General features: G+C 45.3%; 21 protein-coding genes. 9 read left to right on the plus strand and 12 right to left on the minus strand.

From position 1 onward, the window contains the following. The first annotated feature begins 97 nt into the window (after window positions 1-97). The 3 genes from ABD960_RS18080 (at window position 98) to ABD960_RS18090 (ending at window position 3,125) form a co-directional block, all read left to right on the plus strand. Window positions 98-1,522: a glycogen synthase gene (locus ABD960_RS18080; protein ID WP_345333382.1), complete on the plus strand. Its 1,425-nt coding sequence runs from the start codon at window positions 98-100 to the stop codon at window positions 1,520-1,522. After that, complete coding sequence (locus tag ABD960_RS18085) at window positions 1,519-2,784, plus strand: glucose-1-phosphate adenylyltransferase (protein WP_345333384.1); 1,266 nt, start codon at window positions 1,519-1,521, stop codon at window positions 2,782-2,784. The genes ABD960_RS18080 and ABD960_RS18085 overlap by 4 nt, the downstream gene beginning before the upstream one ends. Before the next feature lie 158 nt (window positions 2,785-2,942). After that, the gene (locus tag ABD960_RS18090) at window positions 2,943-3,125 is read left to right on the plus strand and encodes a hypothetical protein (protein ID WP_345333386.1); all 183 of its coding nucleotides are present in this window, start codon (window positions 2,943-2,945) and stop codon (window positions 3,123-3,125) included. Between the two features lie 63 nt (window positions 3,126-3,188). Here ABD960_RS18090 and ABD960_RS18095 read toward each other — a convergent pair whose 3' ends face one another. From ABD960_RS18095 to fumC, 4 genes are all read right to left on the minus strand, one after another. Continuing rightward, entirely contained in the window at window positions 3,189-3,641 is a 453-nt protein-coding gene (locus tag ABD960_RS18095) for a low molecular weight protein-tyrosine-phosphatase (protein ID WP_345333388.1), read from the minus strand. A gap of 96 nt (window positions 3,642-3,737) precedes the next feature. Further along, a complete protein-coding gene (locus ABD960_RS18100) occupies window positions 3,738-4,532 on the minus strand; it encodes a S1/P1 nuclease (RefSeq protein ID WP_345333390.1) in 795 nt (264 codons plus the stop codon). A gap of 67 nt (window positions 4,533-4,599) precedes the next feature. Then, window positions 4,600-5,046, minus strand: a complete 447-nt coding sequence (locus tag ABD960_RS18105; protein WP_345333392.1) for a fumarate hydratase — start codon at window positions 5,044-5,046, stop codon at window positions 4,600-4,602. A gap of 139 nt (window positions 5,047-5,185) precedes the next feature. Then, a complete protein-coding gene (gene fumC, locus ABD960_RS18110) occupies window positions 5,186-6,583 on the minus strand; it encodes a class II fumarate hydratase (RefSeq protein ID WP_345333394.1) in 1,398 nt (465 codons plus the stop codon). Window positions 6,584-6,745: 162 nt separating this feature from the next. On the opposite strand from fumC, the gene ABD960_RS18115 reads away from it, so the two are divergent. Continuing rightward, entirely contained in the window at window positions 6,746-7,345 is a 600-nt protein-coding gene (locus ABD960_RS18115) for a hypothetical protein (protein WP_345333396.1), read from the plus strand. Window positions 7,346-7,349: 4 nt separating this feature from the next. Here the strand turns inward: ABD960_RS18115 and ABD960_RS18120 are convergent, their stop codons facing one another. Further along, window positions 7,350-8,285, minus strand: a complete 936-nt coding sequence (locus ABD960_RS18120; RefSeq protein ID WP_345333400.1) for a hypothetical protein — start codon at window positions 8,283-8,285, stop codon at window positions 7,350-7,352. A gap of 200 nt (window positions 8,286-8,485) precedes the next feature. On the opposite strand from ABD960_RS18120, the gene ABD960_RS18125 reads away from it, so the two are divergent. Both ABD960_RS18125 and ABD960_RS18130 read left to right on the plus strand, forming a co-directional pair. Continuing rightward, window positions 8,486-9,694, plus strand: coding sequence for a serine hydrolase domain-containing protein (locus ABD960_RS18125; protein ID WP_345333402.1), 1,209 nt, complete (start codon window positions 8,486-8,488; stop codon window positions 9,692-9,694). 252 nt (window positions 9,695-9,946) lie between these two features. Next, a complete protein-coding gene (locus ABD960_RS18130; RefSeq protein WP_345333404.1) occupies window positions 9,947-10,252 on the plus strand; it encodes a YbaB/EbfC family nucleoid-associated protein in 306 nt (101 codons plus the stop codon). A 53-nt stretch (window positions 10,253-10,305) separates the two neighbouring features. On the opposite strand, the gene ABD960_RS18135 is transcribed toward ABD960_RS18130, so the two are convergent. Further along, window positions 10,306-11,217: a DUF6607 family protein gene (locus tag ABD960_RS18135; RefSeq protein WP_345333406.1), complete on the minus strand. Its 912-nt coding sequence runs from the start codon at window positions 11,215-11,217 to the stop codon at window positions 10,306-10,308. Window positions 11,218-11,413: 196 nt separating this feature from the next. On the opposite strand from ABD960_RS18135, the gene ABD960_RS18140 reads away from it, so the two are divergent. The 3 genes from ABD960_RS18140 to ABD960_RS18150 all read left to right on the plus strand — a co-directional run bounded on the left by ABD960_RS18140 (window position 11,414) and on the right by ABD960_RS18150 (window position 16,693). Further along, window positions 11,414-12,439 carry a LacI family DNA-binding transcriptional regulator gene (locus ABD960_RS18140; protein WP_345333408.1) on the plus strand — a complete coding sequence of 342 codons (1,026 nt, stop codon included), beginning with the start codon at window positions 11,414-11,416 and terminating at the stop codon, window positions 12,437-12,439. Window positions 12,440-12,725: 286 nt separating this feature from the next. Beyond that, complete coding sequence (locus ABD960_RS18145) at window positions 12,726-15,890, plus strand: ligand-binding sensor domain-containing protein (protein ID WP_345333410.1); 3,165 nt, start codon at window positions 12,726-12,728, stop codon at window positions 15,888-15,890. Further along, window positions 15,875-16,693, plus strand: coding sequence for a response regulator transcription factor (locus ABD960_RS18150; protein WP_345333412.1), 819 nt, complete (start codon window positions 15,875-15,877; stop codon window positions 16,691-16,693). The genes ABD960_RS18145 and ABD960_RS18150 overlap by 16 nt, the downstream gene beginning before the upstream one ends. A 42-nt stretch (window positions 16,694-16,735) precedes the next feature. Here the strand turns inward: ABD960_RS18150 and egtD are convergent, their stop codons facing one another. From egtD to ABD960_RS18180, 6 genes are read right to left on the minus strand one after another with little or no spacing between them, the layout of a single operon-like run. Then, window positions 16,736-17,719, minus strand: a complete 984-nt coding sequence (gene egtD / locus ABD960_RS18155) for an L-histidine N(alpha)-methyltransferase (RefSeq protein WP_345333414.1) — start codon at window positions 17,717-17,719, stop codon at window positions 16,736-16,738. A gap of 23 nt (window positions 17,720-17,742) precedes the next feature. Continuing rightward, window positions 17,743-18,894, minus strand: a complete 1,152-nt coding sequence (gene egtB / locus ABD960_RS18160; RefSeq protein WP_345333416.1) for an ergothioneine biosynthesis protein EgtB — start codon at window positions 18,892-18,894, stop codon at window positions 17,743-17,745. Between the two features lie 3 nt (window positions 18,895-18,897). Further along, on the minus strand, window positions 18,898-20,469 hold the full coding sequence (locus tag ABD960_RS18165) for an ABC transporter permease/substrate-binding protein (protein WP_345333418.1): 1,572 nt from the start codon (window positions 20,467-20,469) through the stop codon (window positions 18,898-18,900). After that, entirely contained in the window at window positions 20,462-21,427 is a 966-nt protein-coding gene (locus tag ABD960_RS18170) for an ABC transporter ATP-binding protein (protein ID WP_345333420.1), read from the minus strand. The genes ABD960_RS18165 and ABD960_RS18170 overlap by 8 nt, the downstream gene beginning before the upstream one ends. Window positions 21,428-21,432: 5 nt before the next feature. Further along, the gene (locus ABD960_RS18175) at window positions 21,433-22,815 is read right to left on the minus strand and encodes a mercuric reductase (RefSeq protein ID WP_345333422.1); all 1,383 of its coding nucleotides are present in this window, start codon (window positions 22,813-22,815) and stop codon (window positions 21,433-21,435) included. Beyond that, window positions 22,812-23,093: a DUF427 domain-containing protein gene (locus tag ABD960_RS18180; protein WP_345333424.1), complete on the minus strand. Its 282-nt coding sequence runs from the start codon at window positions 23,091-23,093 to the stop codon at window positions 22,812-22,814. Before ABD960_RS18180 ends, ABD960_RS18175 begins: the two co-directional genes overlap by 4 nt.

The raw sequence follows: 23,093 nt of genomic DNA on the forward strand, positions 1-23,093 counted from the left end.
AAGCGTATTTTTTTAAAAATATCACACATTTTTGTGCTTATTGGGTTTGTTTGTTACGGCTTAATGTTAGTACATTGAAGCCCATTTATAACCTGTGATGAGAATATACCATTTAAGCGCCGAGTGCTTTCCGGTTGCCAAGGTTGGCGGCCTTGCCGACGTTGTAGGCGCGCTGCCCAAATACCAGGTAGCAGCCGGCTTGCAAGCTGCCGTTGTGCTGCCCTATTACGACCGCAAATTTACCCGTGAGCATGAGTTTGACACCGTTTTTCAGGGGCTGACCCTGCTTGGTACAAGGCGCTTATACTTTGAGATACTTAAAGAGAAAACGAACGCCTTGGGTTTTGAGCTTTTTTTGGTGAAGATACCGGGGCTGATAGACCGCCAGGAAGTTTATTGTTATCCGGATGAAACCGACCAGTTCATCGCATACCAGATCGCTTTCCTGGATTGGATCAACTGGAGCGGCCAAACACCGGATGTTATTCATTGCCACGATCATCACTCAGGCTTGGTGCCATTTCTGCTGCAGCACTCCAACGCTTACAAGCGTTTGGCTAACATACCCACGGTATTTACCATACATAACGGCCAGTACCATGGCGCTACGGATTGGGAGAAACTAAGTTATCTGCCCGACATCGATATGACTAAAACCGGCTTGTTAGATTGGGCCGGGGCGCTTAACCCATTAGCTACGGCGGTTAAATGCGGCTCGGCTTATACCACGGTTTCGCCAAGTTATCTGCATGAGCTTACCATAAACTCCAACGGGCTGGAATACCTTTTTTATATCGAAGGCTACAAAGGCCAGGGTATATTAAACGGCATTGACACCGATGTGTGGAACCCGGCTGCCGATAAGCTTATTGCATCAAAATACTCATCAACACGCATCACCCAGGGAAAAAATAAAAACAAGGCCGCACTTTGCCAACGTTTTGGTATAAGTACCGAACTGCCGCTGGTGGTTTTTATAGGCCGTTTAGTGGGTGAAAAAGGCGCCGACCTGCTGGCTCCGGCTATTGAACGCAGTTTGCAGGAAAACTATGGCCGCGTTAATTTTTTAATGCTGGGCGCAGGCGATAAAAATACGGAAGCGGAACTATTGGCACTTAAAGAAAAATATGCCGAACATTATAACGTATTCATTGGTTACGATGAGGCGCTGGCGCATTTATTTTATGCAGGTGCCGACTTTTTGCTGATGCCATCGCGTGTGGAGCCTTGCGGCCTTAACCAAATGTACTCGTTACGATATGGCACTTTACCAATTGTACGCAGCACCGGTGGCTTAAAAGATACCGTAATTGATTTTGGCGAGCAGGGCGGTTATGGCATCCGCTTTAACCAGGCCAGTGTTGATGATATATGTTACTCTGTAAACCGGGCTATTGTGTTGTATAACGATATGCCGCGTTTACAAAAATTACGCAAAACAATGATGGCGCTCGATCACTCCTGGGATCGTTCGGCCACTGAATATGTAACCCTTTATAACCGAATAATAACAGCATCATGAGTTCAAACGTAATAGCAATTGTGCTTGGAGGCGGCCAGGGCAGCCGTTTATCGCCGCTTACAGCTACGCGCTCAAAACCGGCAGTGCCTATAGCGGGTAAATACCGTTTGGTTGATATACCTATCTCCAACTGCTTACACTCAGGCATTGAGCGTATGTATGTGCTTACCCAGTTCAACTCGGCATCGTTAAATAAGCACATTAAAAATACCTACCACTTCAGCAGTTTCAGCGAGGCATTTGTTGACATACTGGCGGCGGAGCAAACGCCGTCAAGCGTATCGTGGTTTCAGGGTACGGCCGATGCTGTAAGGCAAAGCTTACACCACCTGATGGTACATGAGTTTGAGTACGTGCTCATCCTATCGGGCGACCAGCTATACCAGATGGACTTTCAGGACATGATCAATAAACATATTGAGCAGGAAGCCGAAATATCTATCGCTACCATACCTGTACACGCTAACGATGTACCGGGTTTTGGCATTTTGAAAACCGATGAGAACAGCATGATCACATCCTTCATCGAAAAACCGAAAAAGGACTTTGAGAGCTGGGCATCAGAAGTAAGCGAGGAAATGCAGGCGCAGGGCCGTGTATACCTAGCATCAATGGGTATATACCTGTTTAACCGTAAATTGCTGTTTGATCTATTGCAATCAAACGATCATCCTGACTTTGGTAAGGAGATCATTCCACAGGCTATTACTGAGCATCGCGTAGCGAGCTACCAATACGAAGGTTACTGGACCGATATCGGTACCATCCCCTCATTTTTTGATGCCAACCTTGGTTTAACGGATGATATACCTCAGTTTAACCTGTTTGATAAGAACCACATATTTACGCGTGCACGCATGTTGCCGCCATCAAAGATATCAGGCACGCTGATGGAGAAAGCTATCGTAGCCGACGGTTGCATCATCAACGCTAAACACATCAAGCGTTCAATCATCGGTATACGTACACGTGTTGGCTTTGATACCACTATTGAAAACTGCTATGTAATGGGCAGCGATATGTACCAAACCCTTGAGCAGATCGAGGACTCCCGCGTGAATGATCGCCCCATAATGGGTATTGGCGACCGCTGTTGCATCAAAAATGCGATTATCGACAAAAACTGTTACATAGGTAACGATGTAACCATAAATTGTGAAGCCACCAAACCTGACGGCGATTATGGCACCTACACCATTCAGGACGGAATTGTGGTAGTTAAAAAGCTATCGGTTATACCGAATGGCACTGTAATTCAGTAAATATCATTTTCATAATAAAAATGCCGAAGTGATTAACACTTCGGCATTTTTATTTTTACCGGGTACCATCTCATCAGATTAATAATTTTAACCCGAAGTAAAACTAATTGCTTTCCCAATTGCTGTTTTTATAAATAAAACAACAAAGAACTACCACCATGAAAAAAGTAATTACAATGGTAGCCTTAGCGGCTATCTCATTCGGAAGCGTTTACGCTGCAGATGTTAACGTTAAAACTGCCACCATGCAGCAGGACAGCACCAAGAAGATGAAAAAGAAAATGAAGAAAATGAAAAAAGACAGCACCAAAGCTGCTCAGGATACCATGAAAATGAGATAAGCTGCTGCTTTTTAATCAAACTAAGAACGGCCGCCCGATTACAGGCGGCCGTTCTTAGTTTGATTATTTCTTTAGCTCGATGCCGGTAAATTCCTTTATGATATCGCGGCAGCCTTGTTCAACCATATCATACACAGTTTCAAACTTGGAATCATCGTAATATGGGTCGGGCACCTCGGCATTGCCAAGCAGCAGGCGCACCTTGTCGCGGTCGGCTTGATTACGGGCTTTGGCCAGCACATCGCGCAGGTTAAATTTGTCCATCACCATAATGAGGTCAAACTCATCAAAATCATTCACGGTAAACTGCTTGCATACCTGCTTGCTGATATCCACCCCACGGTTAAGCGCCGTGCGGATAGAGCGATGATCGGGAGCTTCGCCAACATGCCAGTTACCCGTACCGGCTGAATCGACCGTCCAGTTCAGCCCGTTCTTATCAGCCAGGTGCTGCATCACACCCTCCGCCAGTGGCGAACGGCATATATTGCCCAGGCATACCATGAGTATCTTCATTTTTTTATTGCGGATTGCGGAAGGTTAATTTCGGAGTTAATTCATTCAAAGAAACAAATTCCAAAATCGAATATCCGAAATTCTAAATGCTAACCTTTACCCAAATATCTGGTTCAGCAACCCTGCCAGGCGAACACCGCCTTTTACAAGTTGCTGGTTAACTGTTTCTATATATTTAAAGTTGTAACGGTAGCTTAACTTTTCATCAGGCTTAATATCGGCGTAAAGTTTTTGCGCTAACTGGTTTGATTCATATAACCAATGTGTAAGCGGCGCTTTTTGCCACTCGGCACGCTGGGCGGCAGTAGTGTGGTTAATAGCGGCAACGTATTCCGTATAGCTCAGTTGCTGAAAATCGATCAGCTGCGAATCCCAAACTGAATGCAGGTTGCTTGGGTTGTTCATCCAAAGTACCTTAATGTCATTACCTCCCTTATCACTTAAATGACCGGTGTGCAGGGGTTGGTGTATATCCTCCACAATGTGGATTAGCATACGTAGGTAAAGCAGTTTGTTTTTAGCGCTTAGTGTTTTCTTTTTCAGTTCAGCGGTTAAAAAGGTAACCTTGGTGTAAGCATCAGCAATGGTATCAACCTTCAGGTAAGCCTCCATTTCAGGCTCGGTCATTACCTTATCAAAATTTACAAAATGCCAGTTATACAGGTAATTGTAGGTAGAATCGGACTTGATAAAATCGGCCCAGTTGCTGGCCATAGCAATGCTTTCATTGCCTAAAATGCCTTGTATGGCTTTGCGCGCTTTGGGGTTAAGGTAGCTATCGGCTATCTGGCCGCTTATGCGGTGGCCTTGCTGCCCCCAGGCCATTACCTGTACCGGTATATAAACTATTGCTACCAGCGCGATAAACATCTTTATAACTCTATTTTTCATGCACTTATTTTTTGGCAAAGATAGTAGCAGTATAAGCTAACTGTTTGTTAATTTTTTGTTACGATGCTTAGTATTGTAAGGCTTTTGGAGTGCAGGTTATTCGCTTTACCAGCCTGGCCTGTATTGGCAGTACCGTTGTTGAACTGCTGAACGTTAGCAACGAATCGTTCCGGGTCTCTACTTTATAATACGTTTCGTACGGTCCGAAACGGAAGCAGGTTTTGTTATCCTTTAATGAGCCATCAGCATTAACAAATACGCCGCGCAAATGCAGGGCATCGCCGGTTTGCTCGTAGCGGCCTTTAATATATTCCGTCCAGCGGCCCTTGTTCATGCAGCTATCGGCCCCGCTGTTAACCCGGCTTATAGTATTGATGGCGATGTAAAACGAATCGCAGGTAAACCTAAATTTCGACAGCGAGTAATTAAGTAGCTTTCGCTCACCTGGGATGTTATCCTGCTGCCACTCGCCCTGCAGGTATGCCTCCCCTTTGCCTTGAACCGGCGTGTTCATCGTGCAACCTACGGCCATGAGTAATACAATAAACGGCAATAATTTTAACAGCGGTCTTATACGCATCATCACATACATCAGTGTAGAAATAAAAATCCTCTCGTGCTGTGCGCAGGAGAGGATTGATACTTGCCGCAGCTTATTTTAAACTGCCGATCATGTTTTCGGGGCGAACCCATTGGTCAAACTGTTCGCTGGTTAACAGCTCCAGTTCAATGGCCGCTTCGCGTAATGATTTATTTTCTTTCAATGCCTTCTTGGCAATTTTGGCCGCGTTCTCGTAACCAATGTGCGGGTTAAGCGCGGTTACCAGCATTAATGAATTTTCGAGGTGTTTTTTGATGCCGTCGTAATTTGGCTCAATACCTACCGCGCAATGATCATTAAATGATACGCAGGCATCACCAATTAAACGGGCTGATTGCAGGAAGTTGGCTGCCATAACCGGCTTAAACACGTTCAGCTCGTAATGGCCGTTTGATCCGCCTACTGATATGGCTACATCATTACCCATAACCTGTGCCGCAACCATGGTTACCGCCTCATTTTGGGTGGGGTTAACTTTACCCGGCATAATAGATGAACCCGGCTCATTATCAGGAATATGGATTTCGCCAATACCTGAACGCGGGCCCGAAGCCAGCATACGGATGTCATTAGCAATCTTCATCAGCGCAACGGCAATTTGCTTTAAAGCACCGTGGCTTTCTACAATAGCGTCATGCGCGGCCAGGGCTTCAAATTTATTTTCGGCCGTGATAAATGGCAGGCCGGTAAATTGTGCAATGTATTCAGCCACCTTTACATCATAACCCTGCGGAGTGTTTATACCGGTACCAACGGCAGTACCGCCCAGGGCAAGCTCGCTCAGGTGAGCCAGAGTGTTACGCAAAGCGCGCAAACCATGATCCAGCTGTGAAACATAACCCGAAAATTCCTGCCCCAGCGTAAGCGGCGTAGCATCCATCAGGTGGGTACGGCCTATCTTTACCACGTTCATAAAAGCTTCAGATTTAGCTTTCAGCGTATCGCGCAGCTTTTCAATGCCCGGGATGGTAACATCGATCAGTATTTTGTATGCAGCAATGTGCATAGCGGTAGGGTAAGTATCGTTTGATGATTGCGATTTGTTCACATCATCATTCGGGTGGATAAAGGTTTTGCCCTCGCCCAGTTTGTTGCCTTGCAGCACGTGCGCGCGGTTAGCCACCACCTCGTTAACGTTCATGTTTGACTGCGTACCCGAACCCGTTTGCCAGATCACCAGCGGAAATTCAGCGTCAAGCTTACCTTCAAGTATCTCATCGCATACCTGTGCAATCAGGTCGCGCTTTTCGGCAGGCAGTACGTTCAGGTCGGTATTGGTATAGGCGGCGGCCTTTTTAAGGTAAGCGAATGCCTCAATAATTTCCTTCGGCATTGATGCTTCCGGACCAATTTTAAAGTTATTGCGTGAGCGTTCGGTTTGCGCTCCCCAGTATTTATCGGCAGGCACTTTTACCTCGCCCATGGTATCATGTTCAATTCTGAAACTCATAAGGATGTATTTTTTTGCTGGGCAAAGTTAACCCTTATATAAACTACGCGGCAATATATTTTCAGAATTTTGATAGCTTACTTTATAATTTTTGCATTAGGTTGCAACGTTATTTATATATCGCTCGTCTTTAAGCAAAACACAACTCATTTATACCTCATCATGAAAAAGCCGGTAATTTTAATAGCGTTACTAACATTCGTCACCCTATGTGCTTTTACCCCGCCGGAAGGCGTTAAGCCATGCTACCTTTCCCTTAAAAAAGCTGGCGACCTAAAAGCCGGACCCACTGACCGTTTACCAGCCGACGCCAATAATACCCGTACACTGGCTACTGAAGCGGGCGAAATACCAATCACTGTAACAGATGGGTACCGGATAATCTACACCAACAAAAAGAAAGCGCCATTTGTGAATCTTAAGGCAGAGCTAAGCAAACCTGAAAATTATGAGCAGGATAAAAAGAATGTGCTGGCTAACCTGAGTTACCTCAACGCGCAAACAACCGGCATGGAAACCACCGGGAAATTATTGGAGCTTGATTATAATGGCTACAAGGCTCATGGCTTAAGCCGGGCAGATATTAGTGAGGGCGAAACATTGGGTATTTTCGTCATCTTCCCGGGCGATAACACGATTATCTACCTGTACTTTAATAATATTGAACCCGCCAAAAGCCACTTTAAAACTGCCGCCGAGTATCAAGGCTACCGTAACAATTTTATTGGCGAGTACACGGCCCACCTCGCTAAATGCAAATAAGTAATTAGCCTTTTATACCCTTTACCCGCAATATCACCCTGCTGGTATGAGGTATGCCTAAAGTGGTGCCGGGCAGTGTAGTAAGGTACAGTTTTAAGTAGCCATCCATAACACCTTTCATCACCTTAACCTTTTGCTCGTAGTAGTCGGGCAATATGGCCATAAGGGGCTTATTAAAATGCAGGCCGCCGCTGGCATCAACAAAAGCGGCAAAAGTGTAATTAAAATCGCTGTAAGCCTTTTTTATGGTGATATTATACTCCGGGTACATATAGGCATCCTCGGGGTCAACATTATCATACCGGATGGCCTGGGCATGTACCTCAACTTTTTCAACCTTGATGTTGGACGATTTGCTGATGAACTGCACCGGCTCACGGGCGGCAAAGGCCGTGTCGGGGTGGGTGTTTACATACTCAGCGCGTGCCATAATAAATGCCGTATCAGCTTTTGATGGCCGCATCAGCGTTTTGGCATCGGTTTTTAATACGTTTTTGATGTAATCATTAGCATACAAAGTCATGTACACTTGAGATTCTTCCAGGTAAATGGTTGTTCCTTCTACCTTGAGTATCTGAAATACCAGGCTGTCCTTGGTTACTTTTTTTACCCGCAGCCAGGCCCGTGCCATATTCACAATCGAATCATGATCATACGTCACCGGAAAGTTATAGAACACCTTACGCTCCGGGCTGAATATGTTTGCAGAATCATCCGAAGGGAAAGAAAGCTTCCACTCCGGTTCCAGTTGGTAGCCACTTTTATCAAAGGTTAACCCGTTAGCCAGCCAGCGCTTTATTTCGGTGTATTTTATGCCCCAAACCTTTTTAAATGATGGCTTTACATCAACCTTTTTTTTGGGTTTTTCACGGCATCCGCCAAGGGCGATAACAATAGCTATGATAAAAAAAGGTACCGTTCGGGCTTGCGTAAGCTTCATACTGCAATTGTACAAAAAACAGGTTTAACTTGGTTTTGCAGGCATTCATTTAATATACAATATTTTAATATCCGGGTCAAACGTCAGTCCGTGTCAATCAATGTTTACCTCAATGTTAATAACATTTAAAAACAATTGTCATTCAGGTGCTGTATAATTTCTATTTTTCGCCCTCGTTTTATCTACTGGATATATTGTATATGAGATCTGTGATCAAGTGTTTTTCTGCTTCTGCCCTGTGCTTAATATTATTCGCTTCGTGCTCATCCGACAAAAAGAAAGCCACCACCCGCGATGGTAAAAAGGTGAACTTTGATACCGTAGCGCTTTTAAAATACGACCCTAAAAAAGAAGATAAAAAAATAGATGAGTTTATGCAGCATCTGCATAAAAAACGCTTTTTTAACGGCAACGTGCTGGTAGCAAAAAAGGGAAAGATCATCTACCAAAAATCATTCGGCTGGGCTAATTACCTGATAAGGGACAGCTTAAAGCTGGGCTCAAAATTCGAGCTGGCCTCGGTTACCAAAACCATGACGGGCACCGCCATTATGATGCTGGTTGAGCAGGGTAAGCTAAAGCTTGATCAAAATGTTAAAGAGTTCTTCCCTAACTTTCCGTACGATGGCATTACAGTTAAACTGCTGCTTACGCACCGGTCGGGTATGATGAACTACGTTTATTTTACCGACGACCTTTACCGCAAAGAGCACCGCGACCAGCGCAAGGGCATGACCAATATAGACGTGATGAACCTTATAGCCCAGTACAAGCCCAGCCCGTTTACAAAGCCTGACAAGCATTTTCATTACAACAACTCCAATTACATGGTGCTGGGCGCTATCATTGAAAAGGTGAGCGGTAAAAGCTATGCTGAGTTTATGAAGGAGAATATTTTTGACCCTGCCGGGATGCACCATACCGCAGTTTACTCAAAAGCGGTGTACGAAAAAATTCCGGTTGATGTTGTAGGGCACGATCGTGGCCAATGGCGTTACTCGGTAGCCCAAAATTTTCTGGATGGCCCGGTTGGTGATAAAGGGGTGTATAGCACCGTTGGCGACCTGTTTTTATTTGACCGTGCCCTGCGTGCCGGTATCCTACTGAAAAAAGAAACGCAGGATTCGGCCTACACGGCCCATAACCCCCTGCTGCGCGGGCATTTTAGTTACGGCTACGGCTGGCGTATATTTGATGGCCCGAATGAGAAAGTGGTATATCATACTGGCTGGTGGCATGGTTTCAGGCATATTTATTTGCGCGACCTAAAAAACGATGTAACCATTGTGCTGTTATCTAACTTAGCCAACGGCAGCCTGCTGCAGCTTGATGACCTGTTTAAAATAACAGGCATGCCTATTGTACGTAAAAACGCATACACCGGGCAGGGTGATGCGGCGGAAGATTAGGAGCCCCGGCGGCCCCTAAAAAGGGAGCTTTAAAAAAGCCCTTGTCATTTCGAACGAGTACGAGGAGAAATCCACCGCTTTGTAATGAACGCAGGCTGATTTCTCCTAAGTCGAAACGACACGCTTTAAAGATATTTAAATAACACAACACCCTGTCATTTCGACGAGGTAAGAGAAGAAATCTATTCGCGTGATAATGAACGCTGGCAGATTTCTCGCTATCGCTCGCAATGACAGATAACTTTAGAACTTATGTTTGATAAATTATTTGAAGCCCAGCAAAAGGCTGGCGAGGTAAAAAAGAGATTAGATGGCATCACCGTTACCGGCACTGCCGAGGGTGGTAAAATAACGGTAACAGCTAACGGAAACAAGGTTATACAATCCGTTGCTATTGATGAGGAGTTTTATGCCAATGCCGACAGGGAAGAAATTGAGGAATTGCTGGTTGTAGCCCTCAACAAAGCCCTTGAGCAGGCAGATAACGTAAGCCAGGCTGAAACCGCAGCCATCGCCAAAGACATGTTCGGTGGTCTGGGCGGTATGTTCGGTCAATAGATTTGGAAAGAAGCAGTAGCAGTACATATTTTAAGCTGCTACTGCTACCGCTCCTAAATTAAATGCCCTTTAATCGCTTTCTCAACTTCCTGTTTGTTTTTGGCTGAGTTCCATTTTTCTTTTACGGATTGATCGCCCAGTTCAAAAAGCTTTTCAAACAGCAGCTTTCCGTCGGCTTTCTGGTTTATCTTAACTATGGTATTCTTGGCGTACAAGTCATCCCATACTTTGCGCACATCAGCCCAGTAGCTTTTTTGGCTCGCCCACCATTGTTTGGCATAGGCAAACTCTTTTTCATCAGCCTTGGTAAATTCTTCGTAGCCTTTCTCTTGCGCCAATAATTTATCGCCCGTGGCCGAGCGGATGATTTTCTTATTATCCTGCTCGAACATCCAGCCCACGGGTGTTAGATACACGCGGTTGCCTCGGCGCAATACGTTATAGTCGCTACGTTTGGTAAACTCCCTGCGTGGCAGCGGCGAATCCGTTTCGCTTTGCCATTGGTGGCGGCCATCAACGTGTACCCAGGTGCCAATACTCTCGTACCGCGGACTATCATCAACCTGATAAACCTTTTGCACCCAGCGGCCTTTTACCTCCGCCGGTTTTAGTTTAAATTTTTTCCAGGTATTATCTTTATCAAACGCCAGCATAGTTGGCTCTTCATATTGCCAATCCTCACGCCAGTGTTTTATTACGGTACTGTCTCCCACTACCAGTAAATGCTGTATTACTATTTTTTTGGGTGAATCCTCTTCAATAACCGCCCACTCGTAACCCCATGAATGGTAGCGCGGATGAAATTTGTAAGCCGTATCGGCCGCAAATGTTTCGGCGTAATTAAAAGTTACCTTATAAAAACCTGCCAATGCGCGGATGGCCTGCCTGTCTTGCTCAAGCTTTGATTGCGCTATAACCGCCAGGCTGACAAACTGAACAAACAAAAGTATAAAGAGCTTTTTCATTTAAGTTTATTTAGATTGAATTAACAAAATAAACAAAAAATGCAACATCAACACAAATACGTTCTGCCTATTGTGTAAGTTATAATAAAAGTTATTTTTACACTTATCATCATAAGTTCGCACTATAACCGTTAAAAGCTATCTTGCGTATTATTTTATTAACCAGCACAACCAACGATTACAGCTTTTAAACAAGATGGCCGATAATAAAAAGAAGATATCTATAAAGGATATTGCCAAGCTTACCAACACCTCCATAACTACAGTATCTTTTGTAATAAACGGCAAAGGCCGCATCAGTAACGAAATAAAAAAGAAAGTGCTTGACGTGGCCACTAAAAATGGTTACGAACCTAACCGCATGGCTGTAGGTTTGCGTACAGGGGTATCAAAAGTTATCGGCCTAATTGTGGAAACCATTGGCGGGCCTTTTTTTGGCGCTATGGCCAAGGTAATTGAGGAGGAAGCAGAAAAGGCAGGATACGGCGTTATTTATTGTAGCACCAACAACAATGTGCAAACCGGCAAAAACGTAATCAAGATGCTGTCAAACCAATTGGTTGACGGTTATATTGTAACACCCATGAAGGGCCTGGAAAGTGATATTGAGAACATTGTTAACAATGGTAAACCGGTTGTATTGATAGACGGCTATTTCCCTGAACTGAACATCCCGCATGTATTGGTTGATAACTATAATAGCGTTTTTGCAGCCATAGAATCGCTCATTACATCAGGCTATAAAAGCATTGCTTACGTTACTCCAAACCTTGATCTGGTGCAGCTTGAAGAGCGCATTTCCGGTTACCGCGACGCGGTAAAGGCGGGCGGCTTAAAGGAAGATGCCAAGCTGATCTTTAAAGTACCTTTCGGTAGTGATAAAGAACAGGCCATTGCCTCAATAAAAGACTTTCTGAAGAAGAATAAAAAGATAGACGCGGTTTTCTTCAGCACCAACTATCTCGGGTCAATGGGCTTACAAGCCATTAACGATTTAAAGTTAAGCATACCTGATGATATAGCCATGGTTAGCTTTGATGATAATGAGTTGTTTGAGCTATACCCGCCGGGTATAACCGCCGTTAAACAGCCGACGTATCAAATCGCAAAATCAGCTATTGACCTGCTGCTCTCGCGCCTGCATGATGATAAGCTGGACATTTCAGAGATCAAGATGCAGATCCCGGCCGATCTGGTGGTGCGTGGCTCAACAAAAAATTAAGCGCCAGCCAATAACACAAAAGCCCGATAACGCACAGCAAGCTTGTTATCGGGGCTATTTTTGAACATACCTGCGTATGCCTTAATTGAGCAAAAGTTTAATTTAACGGTTACCCGCTTGTAGTAATGGTTATTTCAAAGATGATTATTTAACGCTTTGATAGCCTATCGCTTTTGTATCAATATTTCAGCAAATTGTCTCAAATTCTGAATGATTCAAGTCCCTCCTGATGCTGATAAATAAAGCTCTTTAACTATATTTGGTATAGCTATCCATTAAATCACCATTGAAAGTTAAACTATTACTGCTCTCGTGTTTAGTGTTGATCTGTTTAAACAGCACTGCGCAATCTTATTATTTTACCCATTACCAGGTTGAGCAGGGCTTATCAAACAACGCGGTTATATGCAGTATTATGGATAGCCGCGGTTTTATGTGGTTTGGCACAAAGGATGGCCTCAACCGCTTTGATGGCTATACCTTTAAAACTTTTCGTAACGATCCGGATGACAAAAACACATTGGGCAGCAATTTTATATCCACGCTTTACGAGGATGACAACGGCATTTTGTGGGTAGGTACCGAAAACGGCTTATACCGGTATGATTGGGAAAGCGAGCGATTTATTTTTTTATCCGGCATTCCGCAGCAGGCAATAGAGAGCGTATTGAAGCAAGGTAAATACCTGTGGATAGTATCCGGCCCGGCGTTATTTCGTTATAACCTTACCAACCATTCCGTTACATCGTTTCGTGATAATTTTACAGCCACATACGTGTGCCAATCATCCGAGGGAGACGTATGGGTGTCAACAGCTGATGGTTATTTGCAACGTTATAATCAGCGCACAAATAAATTTACACCGTTTAGAGCGTTATCCAACCTCAACAACAGGTCGGTATCAAACTGGATAGAGAACATAAGCAGCGATGGCCCTGGCCGCTTGCTTGTTGGAGCATCAAACCAGGGCGTTAAGATTTTTAACACCATCACACATCAATCAAAAGACCTGGTTACCCGGAACGAAAACGGTACAGATATTTTTGCACGCAATTTTTTACGCGTTTCCGCTGACGAACTGTGGATAGCCACCGAATCAGGAATATTTATATATCACGATAAAACCCAAAAATTGGTAAATCTGCGCAAGCAGTACAACAATCCCTACTCACTGGCAGATAACGCTGTATATACCTTATTTAAAGACAATGAAGGTGGTATTTGGGCCGGCACTTATTTTGGCGGCGTTAATTATTACCAACCCCGCTACACTTTTTTTGAAAAGTTTTTCCCGCGTATTGGCGAAAACTCTATCAGTGGGAACGCTGTACGTGAAATTTGCCGCGACTATGACGGAAACCTATGGATTGGCACCGAAGATGCCGGACTTAACAAATTCAATATTAAAACCAAGCGGTTCATTAATTACCGCCCCGGCGACGGCCGCTCGGGCATTGCCAATACAAATTTGCACGGCTTGCTTATTACGGGTAATGAGTTATGGATAGGCACTTTTGAACATGGGCTTGATGTAATGGATCTGCATACCGAGCGGGTGATCCGCCATTACAACGCGGGCTCCGGCCCGCACCAGCTGAAGAGCAATTTTATTTTTTGCATGTTCAAGACCCGGGCTGGCGATATTTTAGTTGGCACGCCAACCGGCTTATATAAATATAACAAGCCGGATGATGATTTTATGCTGCTCCCGCACATGCCCGCGTCCGCTTTTATAACCGCTCTGATGCAGGATAGCAAGGGTACACTCTGGTCGGGCACGTTCAGAAATGGTATATATTACCTTAATGCCGACGGCAGCAGCGGCTCCATCACCCGTTTGCTAAATGTTGATATGACCAAAGTGCGGATAACCAACATATTTGAAGACTCGGATAACCGGATGTGGTTTGCTACAGAATCAGGGCTATTCAGATACGACCACCAAACAAAGAAAGTAAAACAGTACACCCTTAACGATGGGCTGCCCAGTAATTTGATATACAGCATTTTAGAGGATGCCCGCAAACAGTTATGGATAAGCACCTCAAAAGGCTTGGTAAACTTTGACCTGGCTACAGAAAAAATACGCGTATACACCAAGGCCAACGGCTTACTTACCGATCAGTTTAACTACAACTCCGCTTATAAGGATGAAACAGGGCGCATGTTTTTTGGCTGTGTAAAGGGTATGATTTGTTTTAATCCTGACGGGTTTATTACCAATACGGGTGCGCCCCCCATTTACATAACCGGCTTTCAGGTAAACAACCGCGAACTTGCCGTAGCACAAAACGGTTCGCCGCTTAAACGCTCTATACTGGTTACCCGCAAAATCGTGCTGAATTATAAAAGCTCATCATTCAGTATTGACTTTTCCGCATTGAGTTACAACTCACCTGGAACACTTGAATACGCCTACCGTATGGACGGGCTGGATAATCAATGGACCTATATTAAAACCAACCGGAAGGTTTATTTTACCGAGTTGCCTGCCGGGGTTTACACCTTCAGGGTAAAGGCGGCCAACAGTAGCGGCATTTGGAATAACAAAGAAGCGCGCCTTATCATAAAAATTCTGCCACCTTTTTGGAAAAGCAATACCGCCTACCTGGTATATACCCTGCTATTGATGACCGCCGTAATTGTGCTGATAAACCGGTATAACCGTAAACTACGGGCCAAGCACCGCAGGCAGATGGAGATTTTTGAAAATGAAAAGGAACGCGAGATATATGAAGCCAAAATTGAATTTTTTACCAATGTGGCGCACGAGATACGAACCCCGCTCACGCTGATTAAAGGGCCTATGGAAAAGGTAATGAAAAAAGCAGTTGAAGTGCCTGACATTGAAAAAAACCTGCGGATAATTGACCGCAATACCGGTCGCCTGCTTGCGCTTACCAACCAGTTGCTCGATTTCCGTAAAACAGAAGCAAAGGGCTTCTCGCTAAATTTTGTAAACGTAGATATACCTGAATTGCTTACGGATATTTACACCCGCTTTCAGTTAGCTGCCGAGCATCGTAATTTAAACTACCAGCTGCTAATACCTGAAACGGGGCTGCAAGCCTACGTAGATCCGGAAGGTTTCACTAAAATTATAACTAACCTGCTGGATAACGCTATTAAATACAGCGACAGCCGGGTTGAGGTTGAGCTGATGCGGGTAGCTAACGACCATGAAACCTTTACAATTGAAGTACGTAATGATGGTAAGGCAATGCCACCCGAACTGGGCAACAAGATATTTGAACCCTTTTTCAGGGTTAATGAACATGGTTCGCAACCAGGAACGGGTATCGGTTTATCTATATCCAAATCCTTAGCGGAACTGCATAAGGGAAGATTAGAATTAGTTGGATATGTAAATCGATTTACTATATTTGCTTTAACACTGCCTGTACACCAATTAATAGAATTTAACCTAAGCGGTAAATGGAAAAAGTATTAAGCCCGGCTGCTTATCAGACCGGCGATGCCGATCTTGAAAAACCGGTTGTTTTACTCGTGGATGATAACGAGGAGATTTTGGAATTTGTTTCCGAGGATCTGAGTGATAAATACCGGGTGATAACAGCGCCTGATGGTATAGTAGCGCTTAACATTTTGCGCGAGCAAATAGTACATCTCGTTATCAGTGATGTAATGATGCCAGGGATGGATGGCTTTGCGCTTTGCGAAGCTATTAAAGCCGAATTTGAACTTGGGCACATACCTATTGTACTGCTGACGGCCAAAAACACGCTTCAATCAAAAATTGAGGGGCTTGAGCTGGGTGCTGATGCTTATATCGAGAAGCCATTTTCGCCTGAATATTTGCAGGTGCAGGTAGCCTGCCTGATACGTAACCGCAATAAGGTAAAGCAATACTTTGCTAAATCGCCGCTGACACATATTAAAACAATTGCCCATAACCGCGCCGACGAGGTTTTTCTGGAAAAGCTGAACGAGCTTATCATCAAAAACCTGGATAATAAGGAGTTGGATGTGGAGCACCTGGCTGACATGATGAATATGAGCCGCCCTACCCTCTACCGTAAGATCAAATCAATATCTGATCTTACACCTAATGAACTGATCAATCTCGGCAGGTTAAAACGCGCCGCTGAGTTGCTAAGCGAAGGAAAATTTAAGATCTACGAAATATCAGACATGGTGGGTTACAGCTCACAAACGCAATTCGGGCGTAACTTTTTAAAGCAGTTCGGCATGTCTCCGTCTGATTATCTTTATAGTTTACACGGCGATAAATAACATTTGATACCGGCGGTGTTTACCGCCGGTATCATTAAATTATTATATAGCTACCAGCATCGCGTCAACAAACCAGTGCTTGCTGTCGAAAATATGATCGGCGGGGGCGAAGCCGGCCTTTTCGGCCATCTCGTCTACCTGGTCAATGGTATATTTTTGTGATATTTCCATCCAGATGTATTCATCCTTTTCAAAACGGATGCTTTTGCCATTGATTTTTACTACTTGCTCACTTAGGCTGATCAGGTAGCTTTTACATGCGCCGGTCTCCGGATCGTAGCTGCAAAAATGGTCAAATTGCGACAGGTCGAAATCAGCGCCCAGCTCCCGGTTAATGCGGGTAAGCAGGTTTAAGTTGAACGCTTTGGTAATGCCGCCCTTATCATCATAAGCCGCGCGTATGATGTTAGGATTTTTTTTCAGGTCTACACCCATCAACAGCATATCGCCTGTTGAAAGGTGTTGCCTTAAGCTGTTACAAAATTCCTGCGCATCCTCAACAGGCATGTTGCCTATGTTCGACCCCAGAAACATGACTACCTTACGGCGATCAGATATAGCCGAAGCCTTCGCCAGCATCTCAAAATATTCGCCCTCAAGGCCGGTGAGTTTAAGGCCGGGTACGCTTACGGGAAGGGTGACTTCCAATTCGCTGATGACATGCCCCGAAATATCGATAGGCATGTATTCAAATTGTGCGCCCTGCTCCACCAGCTTCCGTAACAGGTGAATAGATTTGGTGGCATCGCCTGCACCAAGCTCAATCAAATCAAACGGCTCTCCGCCTTTACGGATGGTGTGGGCCAACAAATCGGTTTGCTGGGTGAATATTTCCATCTCCAGGCCGGTGAGGTAGTACTCGGGGCAGTTCATAATTTCCTGGAAAAGCTTGTCGCCCTGTTCGTCATAAAAATATTTTGATTGCAGATGTTTTGGCGTGGCGCTTAAGCCGTCCAATACATCGTGCAAAAACTGGCTGCAATGGCTTTCAGGTTGTTTTTCAGGTACGGCGGGTGTAAGTATCATGGTGGTTGATGATTTTTTAAGGATTATAATGCGAGGCGTATGCCGGTAAATTGCCAGCGTAAACCGGTTTGAAAAAAGTTTCGGTAGGTGGCCCGGCTATGCCCCGGCGGTGTAACCTCCGATGCGCCGCGCAAAACCTTTTGGTTCACCATAAACTTGCCATTGTATTCGCCGATAGCGCCGGGCGCCTTTGAAAAACCCGGGTAAGGCAGGTATGAACTTTCGGTCCACTCCCAACGCTGGCCCCAGTTAAACTTAGCGGCAGCGGCTTCCCATTCAAATTCAGTAGGCAAGCGCATCCCCTTCCAGGCGGCATAGGCATAAGCCTCATAATAACTAATGTGCGTTACCGGCCCGTGCATATCTAACGGTTGCAAACCGTGGTAGGTGTAGTGATGCCAGTGCCCGTCTATCAGGTACCAATATAAGGGCGATTCCACCTTGTTGGTATTAACCCATGCCCAGCCTTCGGAGTGCCAGTGCCTGAAATCATGATAACCACCGCTGTTTATAAACTCCAGGTATTCGGCATTGGTAACCAGGTTAGGGCTGATCCGGTAAGCGTTCAGGTAAACTTTATGGCGGTTAAGCTCGTTGTCAAAACAAAAGCCCTCGCCCTCAAAGCCTATTTCGTAAATTCCTTCGGGCACTTGTATAAATTCCGCGCCGGCCGCTCTTTCGTAATGCGGCACCTTATATTCATGAGAATAGGCGGGGAACAAAGGATTATGACCAAGGATATATTTGATATCCGTATACAATAGCTCCTGGTGCTGTTCTTCGTGATTAAAACCAAGGATCAACAACTCCTGAACATCGGCAGGTATATCACCACATAAAAAATGATACATCGCCTCATCAACATACTTGCGGTAGCTGTAAATATCAATCACGGTGGGGCGGCTCAAATTACCGCGATCTGTTCGGATAACGCGGCTGCCTACACTCTCATAATAGCTATTGAAAACGTAATTGTATTCGGTATTGAACTCTTTATAAGCAGATATGTAAGGCTTAAGTATAAAGGTCTCAAAAAACCAGGTGGTATGGCCCAGGTGCCACTTAGGAGGACTTACATCCTCAATGGGCTGAACAACGTAATCCTCAGTTTGCAGCGGACTGCAAATATATTCGGAGCGTTGCCGCACCTGCCGGTAACGTTCTGCTAAATTCATTTATTAATTGGTATCAAGGTGGTTCTTCAGATCAGATATCGTTTTAACGTTTAACTCCTGCGCTTGTTTTCGGCGCATCATTAATGCATAAGCATTGTTAAAACCTATGGGGGTAAGCCATTTAATACTGTATCGCTTGCTAAATTCTGCTTTTACAAAGTTATAAGTGCGCTCTTTATCGCTTATTAGTTTATTAACCGTTTGCGCCGGGGCCTGCAAAATCGCCAGCAAACCGGTACCGGTATATTCCGGGTAAAAATCTATCTGGTTGTTAGTAAGAGCATCAAAGCAGATCTTAGTACCACCGAGGCCGGTTTTGGTAGACACATCATAATCGGTATTACCACGTATCAGCATCGCATACATATTGGCCAAAATATATTGCTCGCCAAATATTTTTGAGCCGATGCGTATAATACCTGCCTTACCGTTGCGCGAAGGTTTATATAAGTTTTTTGATACAAGAAAATCTTTGGCCACCCTTTCCGGACTTTGATGCAGATAATCGGTACGGTAGTTCAGCTCCGTCATGACGGAATCGGTAATTGTGCCCGACAGCATATTGAGCGTGCGCTCCAGGTCCGGGAATTTTTTCAGGGCGATGTCGCTCACAATCGGCGCGGCATAGTAAGGTGGGAAAATATGCCCGTCATCCTCCAGCACCACCAGATCGTATGCCTTCAATCGCCCATCGGTTGAATATCCGCTTATTACATCCAACTCCTTTTCATAAGCTGCCTTGTACATCACCGCATCGCTGATCACGGTGGTATGGATTTTCAACCCGTATTTATTACGCAAGCCCAGGTTGCCGTCCTGCCTGCCCATAAATTCAGGGGTAAAACCAGCGGTAAGTTTGCCGCCGTAAGCCGATGGAATAAAATAAAAAGAAGCCAGCAGCAGCGTGAATACAGGCAAGGCATAAGCACCTGCCCGCACCTTCCGGAAATTGAGTTTTTGCACTAAGGATAGCAGGAAATCAAACACAATGGCCAGTAGGGCTGCCGGTATAGCGCCAGCCAATATCATGTTGGTATTGTTAAGCGAAATACCGCCGAAGATGAACTCGCCCAAACCACCTGCCGCAATGTATGAGGCCAGCGTAGCCACGCCTACATTAATTACCGTTGCTGTGCGTATACCGGCTAAAATAACCGGCATGGCTAATGGTAACTCAACCTGCTTTAGTATTTGCCATTTGCTCATGCCCATAGCAACGGCGGCTTCTTTCACCGAAGCATCAACCCCGGTTACGCCCGTGTACGTGTTGCGGATGATGGGCAGCAAGGCATACAACAGCAGGGCCACTATAGCGGGTTTAGGGCCGATGCCTAAAAGCGGAATCATGAAACCGAGCAAAGCAATACTGGGTATGGTTTGCAGCACCCCCGCAAAACCCAGCACACTGCCGGATAATTGCTTTTTACGGGCAATCAATATCCCCAGCGGCAGCCCGATCATCACGGCTATCAGTAGCGAAATAAACGTAAGGCCGATGTGTTCAAGCGTTTGCGAGAGTAATTTATCTGATTGCTGGCGCATGAAATCCAGCAGCGATTGTTGCTGTTCATTCATGGTGCGGTTGCTTTTTGTATTGATAATAAGCGCTCATTAAGGCCTCGAAACCAACGCTCTTTATCTCGCGCGTATGCTGGTTGATAATGTTAATATTGTCGTGCTCCGTAAATTTAAAACCTTCTAAGGCTGCCCACATATTTTCGTCGGCAGATAGCAGATCGGTATGTGTTTTACGACCGGTGTCCGTCAGCCCAGGCCACATATCCGCCAGTTTAATGGAACGCAGCTCGAGTTGCAGATGCTGCTCCTTCAAAAAATCTCTCACAAAATCATCCGCTGGATTAAACAATAACTCTTGCGGTGTGCCTTGCTGCACAATGCGTCCCTTATCCATAATTACAATACGGTCGCCAAGGGCAAAAGCTTCCTGCACATCGTGGGTCACCATAATAATGGTTTTGCGTTTCAACTCGTCGAGTGCCTTAAACTCAGCTTGTATTTTTGTGCGGGTAACATTATCCAACGCGCCGAATGGCTCATCCATCAGCAAAACCGGGGCATCGGCAACCAAGGCACGTGCCAAACCCACCCGCTGCTGTTGCCCGCCGCTCAATTCGTTAGGGTAAACATCAAGGTATTGTGCCGATAAGTGCAGCTTTTCCAACAGCTCAGTAGTGCGCTTTTGGGTTTTGGCTTTATCCCATTTAAGCAGGTTGGGTACAATGGCTATATTCTCGGCAACGGTGTAATGCGGAAAAAGCCCGTTGTTTTGCAATACATAACCTATGCCGCGCCTCAATTCCTCCGGCTGCTGACCGGCAACATCACGGCCATTAATGCTAATGGTGCCGCTTGTTGGCTCAATAAGCCGGTTCAGCATTTTAAGCGTGGTGGTTTTTCCGCAGCCGCTGGTACCCAGCAAAACCATGGTTTCGCCTTCAGCAACTTCGAAAGATACCTCATCAACTGCCTTTACAGCGCCAAAATGCTTGCTCAGGTTATCCGCCTTTATCATGCAGTTTATTTCTCTAACGACATGAAGAGGTTGTTCAGCGACTCGGAATAAGTAGGGTGTGCAAATACACAATAGCGTATCCTATCATACGTAATGCCGCCCTCCATAGCCATCTGCAATACCGACATGATTTCGCCGCCTTGCTCCCCTAAAATAGCAGCACCCAGAATTTTCTTACTTTCCGGATCAACAATGGCTTTCATTATGCCCCGTGTATCGCCCACCTCAATGGCGCGGGCAACATGTTCCATAGGCAACGTGGCTACCTGGTAATTGATGCCCTGCTTTTTCGCTTCCATCTCGCTTAAGCCAATACGGCCAAGCTGCGGATCGGTAAACATGCAGTATGGCACCGGCCTGTCATCTGTAGTAAAGTTTTCGCCTTCAAAAAGATTGCGGTAAACAATGGTATAATCATTATAGGAGATATGCGTAAACGCCGGACCCGGTTTTACATCGCCCAAAGCATAGATGCCTTTTACATTCGTCTCCAGCTTGTTATTTACCTTAATAAAGCCTTTATCATCCAGCTCGACACCGGCTTTGTCAAGCCCAAGTCTTTCAGTTTGTGGTTTACGTCCTGTGGCAACTAATATATGGGTACAGCTGATATTTTCGATTTTGCCATTGCGTTCAACAGCAGCAGTTATTTCGTAACCGGTTTTATCAAAGCTTTTAGCCTGTGCATTGCAAAGAATATTTATGTTTTCCTTTTGCAGAATTTTAGTCAGTTCATGCGCTATATCTTCATCCTCGCCGGGCAATAACCTTTCTGATCGTTCCAGGATGGCAACCTTACTTCCAAACCGGCTAAACATCTGCCCAAACTCCAGTCCGATATAATTTCCGCCGATGATGAGCAGGTGTTGCGGTACCTCTTCCAGGTCAAGTATAGTGGTAGATGTCAGATAACCGGCCTCCTCCAGGCCTTCAATATCCGGTATTACCGGCGATGCGCCCGTGTTGATAAAGAACAGTTCGGCCGTAAGTTCTTCTTCGCCGCCATCATTCAGCTTTACGCTGATGGTTTTATCAGCAATAAAACAGGCTTCGCCAAATATCAGGTCTAATCCCTCGGTGCTTTCAACAGCGCTCTGGCCGCCTGTACGAGATTTCATCACGATTTTGTCCTTGCGTTCTTTTATCGCTTTCAAATCAACCGAATAGCTGTTTACCGTTACTCCAATCTCTGCAGAGTGCACGGCATTGTATGCCGCCTTAGCCGATGCTACCATAGCCTTGGTGGGCGTACAGCCATCATTAACGCAGGTGCCGCCCACAAAGCGTTTTTCAATAAGCGCTGTTTTTTTACCGGCCTTGGCCAGTTTTTTTGCCAAAGGCACACCGGCCTGCCCGGCGCCAATTACAATAGCATCGTACTGCTTCATTCGCTTACCTTAACTCCTTTCCAAAAAGCTACATAGCCTTTAATTTCGGTAGCGGCGTCCTTAGGCTCCGGGTAGTACCAGGCCGCATCCTTATTTTCTTTACCGCCAACATTAAGTGTATAGTATGATGCCAGTCCTTTCCAAGGGCAGGTTGTATGCGTTTCGCTGCTTTGCAGGTACTCCTGCTTTACACTCTCCGGCGGAAAATAATGGTTGTTCTCAATCACGATGGTGTCATCACTCTCGGCAATAACCGCGTTGTTCCAGGTAGCTTTCAT

It is taken from the genome of Mucilaginibacter defluvii (assembly GCF_039543225.1).
Lineage (GTDB): Bacteria > Bacteroidota > Bacteroidia > Sphingobacteriales > Sphingobacteriaceae > Mucilaginibacter > Mucilaginibacter defluvii.

What these genes read in the sequence shown, in the direction of transcription:
- ABD960_RS18080 (WP_345333382.1), top strand. Translation starts at nt 98, where the DNA reads ATGAGAATATACCATTTAAGCGCCGAGTGCTTTCCGGTTGCCAAGGTT.
- ABD960_RS18085 (WP_345333384.1), top strand. Translation starts at nt 1,519, where the DNA reads ATGAGTTCAAACGTAATAGCAATTGTGCTTGGAGGCGGCCAGGGCAGC.
- ABD960_RS18090 (WP_345333386.1), top strand. Translation starts at nt 2,943, where the DNA reads ATGAAAAAAGTAATTACAATGGTAGCCTTAGCGGCTATCTCATTCGGA.
- ABD960_RS18095 (WP_345333388.1), bottom strand. Translation starts at nt 3,641, where the DNA reads ATGAAGATACTCATGGTATGCCTGGGCAATATATGCCGTTCGCCACTG.
- ABD960_RS18100 (WP_345333390.1), bottom strand. Translation starts at nt 4,532, where the DNA reads ATGAAAAATAGAGTTATAAAGATGTTTATCGCGCTGGTAGCAATAGTT.
- ABD960_RS18105 (WP_345333392.1), bottom strand. Translation starts at nt 5,046, where the DNA reads ATGAACACGCCGGTTCAAGGCAAAGGGGAGGCATACCTGCAGGGCGAG.
- fumC (WP_345333394.1), bottom strand. Translation starts at nt 6,583, where the DNA reads ATGAGTTTCAGAATTGAACATGATACCATGGGCGAGGTAAAAGTGCCT.
- ABD960_RS18115 (WP_345333396.1), top strand. Translation starts at nt 6,746, where the DNA reads ATGAAAAAGCCGGTAATTTTAATAGCGTTACTAACATTCGTCACCCTA.
- ABD960_RS18120 (WP_345333400.1), bottom strand. Translation starts at nt 8,285, where the DNA reads ATGAAGCTTACGCAAGCCCGAACGGTACCTTTTTTTATCATAGCTATT.
- ABD960_RS18125 (WP_345333402.1), top strand. Translation starts at nt 8,486, where the DNA reads ATGAGATCTGTGATCAAGTGTTTTTCTGCTTCTGCCCTGTGCTTAATA.
- ABD960_RS18130 (WP_345333404.1), top strand. Translation starts at nt 9,947, where the DNA reads ATGTTTGATAAATTATTTGAAGCCCAGCAAAAGGCTGGCGAGGTAAAA.
- ABD960_RS18135 (WP_345333406.1), bottom strand. Translation starts at nt 11,217, where the DNA reads ATGAAAAAGCTCTTTATACTTTTGTTTGTTCAGTTTGTCAGCCTGGCG.
- ABD960_RS18140 (WP_345333408.1), top strand. Translation starts at nt 11,414, where the DNA reads ATGGCCGATAATAAAAAGAAGATATCTATAAAGGATATTGCCAAGCTT.
- ABD960_RS18150 (WP_345333412.1), top strand. Translation starts at nt 15,875, where the DNA reads ATGGAAAAAGTATTAAGCCCGGCTGCTTATCAGACCGGCGATGCCGAT.
- egtD (WP_345333414.1), bottom strand. Translation starts at nt 17,719, where the DNA reads ATGATACTTACACCCGCCGTACCTGAAAAACAACCTGAAAGCCATTGC.
- egtB (WP_345333416.1), bottom strand. Translation starts at nt 18,894, where the DNA reads ATGAATTTAGCAGAACGTTACCGGCAGGTGCGGCAACGCTCCGAATAT.
- ABD960_RS18165 (WP_345333418.1), bottom strand. Translation starts at nt 20,469, where the DNA reads ATGAATGAACAGCAACAATCGCTGCTGGATTTCATGCGCCAGCAATCA.
- ABD960_RS18170 (WP_345333420.1), bottom strand. Translation starts at nt 21,427, where the DNA reads ATGATAAAGGCGGATAACCTGAGCAAGCATTTTGGCGCTGTAAAGGCA.
- ABD960_RS18175 (WP_345333422.1), bottom strand. Translation starts at nt 22,815, where the DNA reads ATGAAGCAGTACGATGCTATTGTAATTGGCGCCGGGCAGGCCGGTGTG.
- ABD960_RS18180 (WP_345333424.1), bottom strand. Translation starts at nt 23,093, where the DNA reads ATGAAAGCTACCTGGAACAACGCGGTTATTGCCGAGAGTGATGACACC.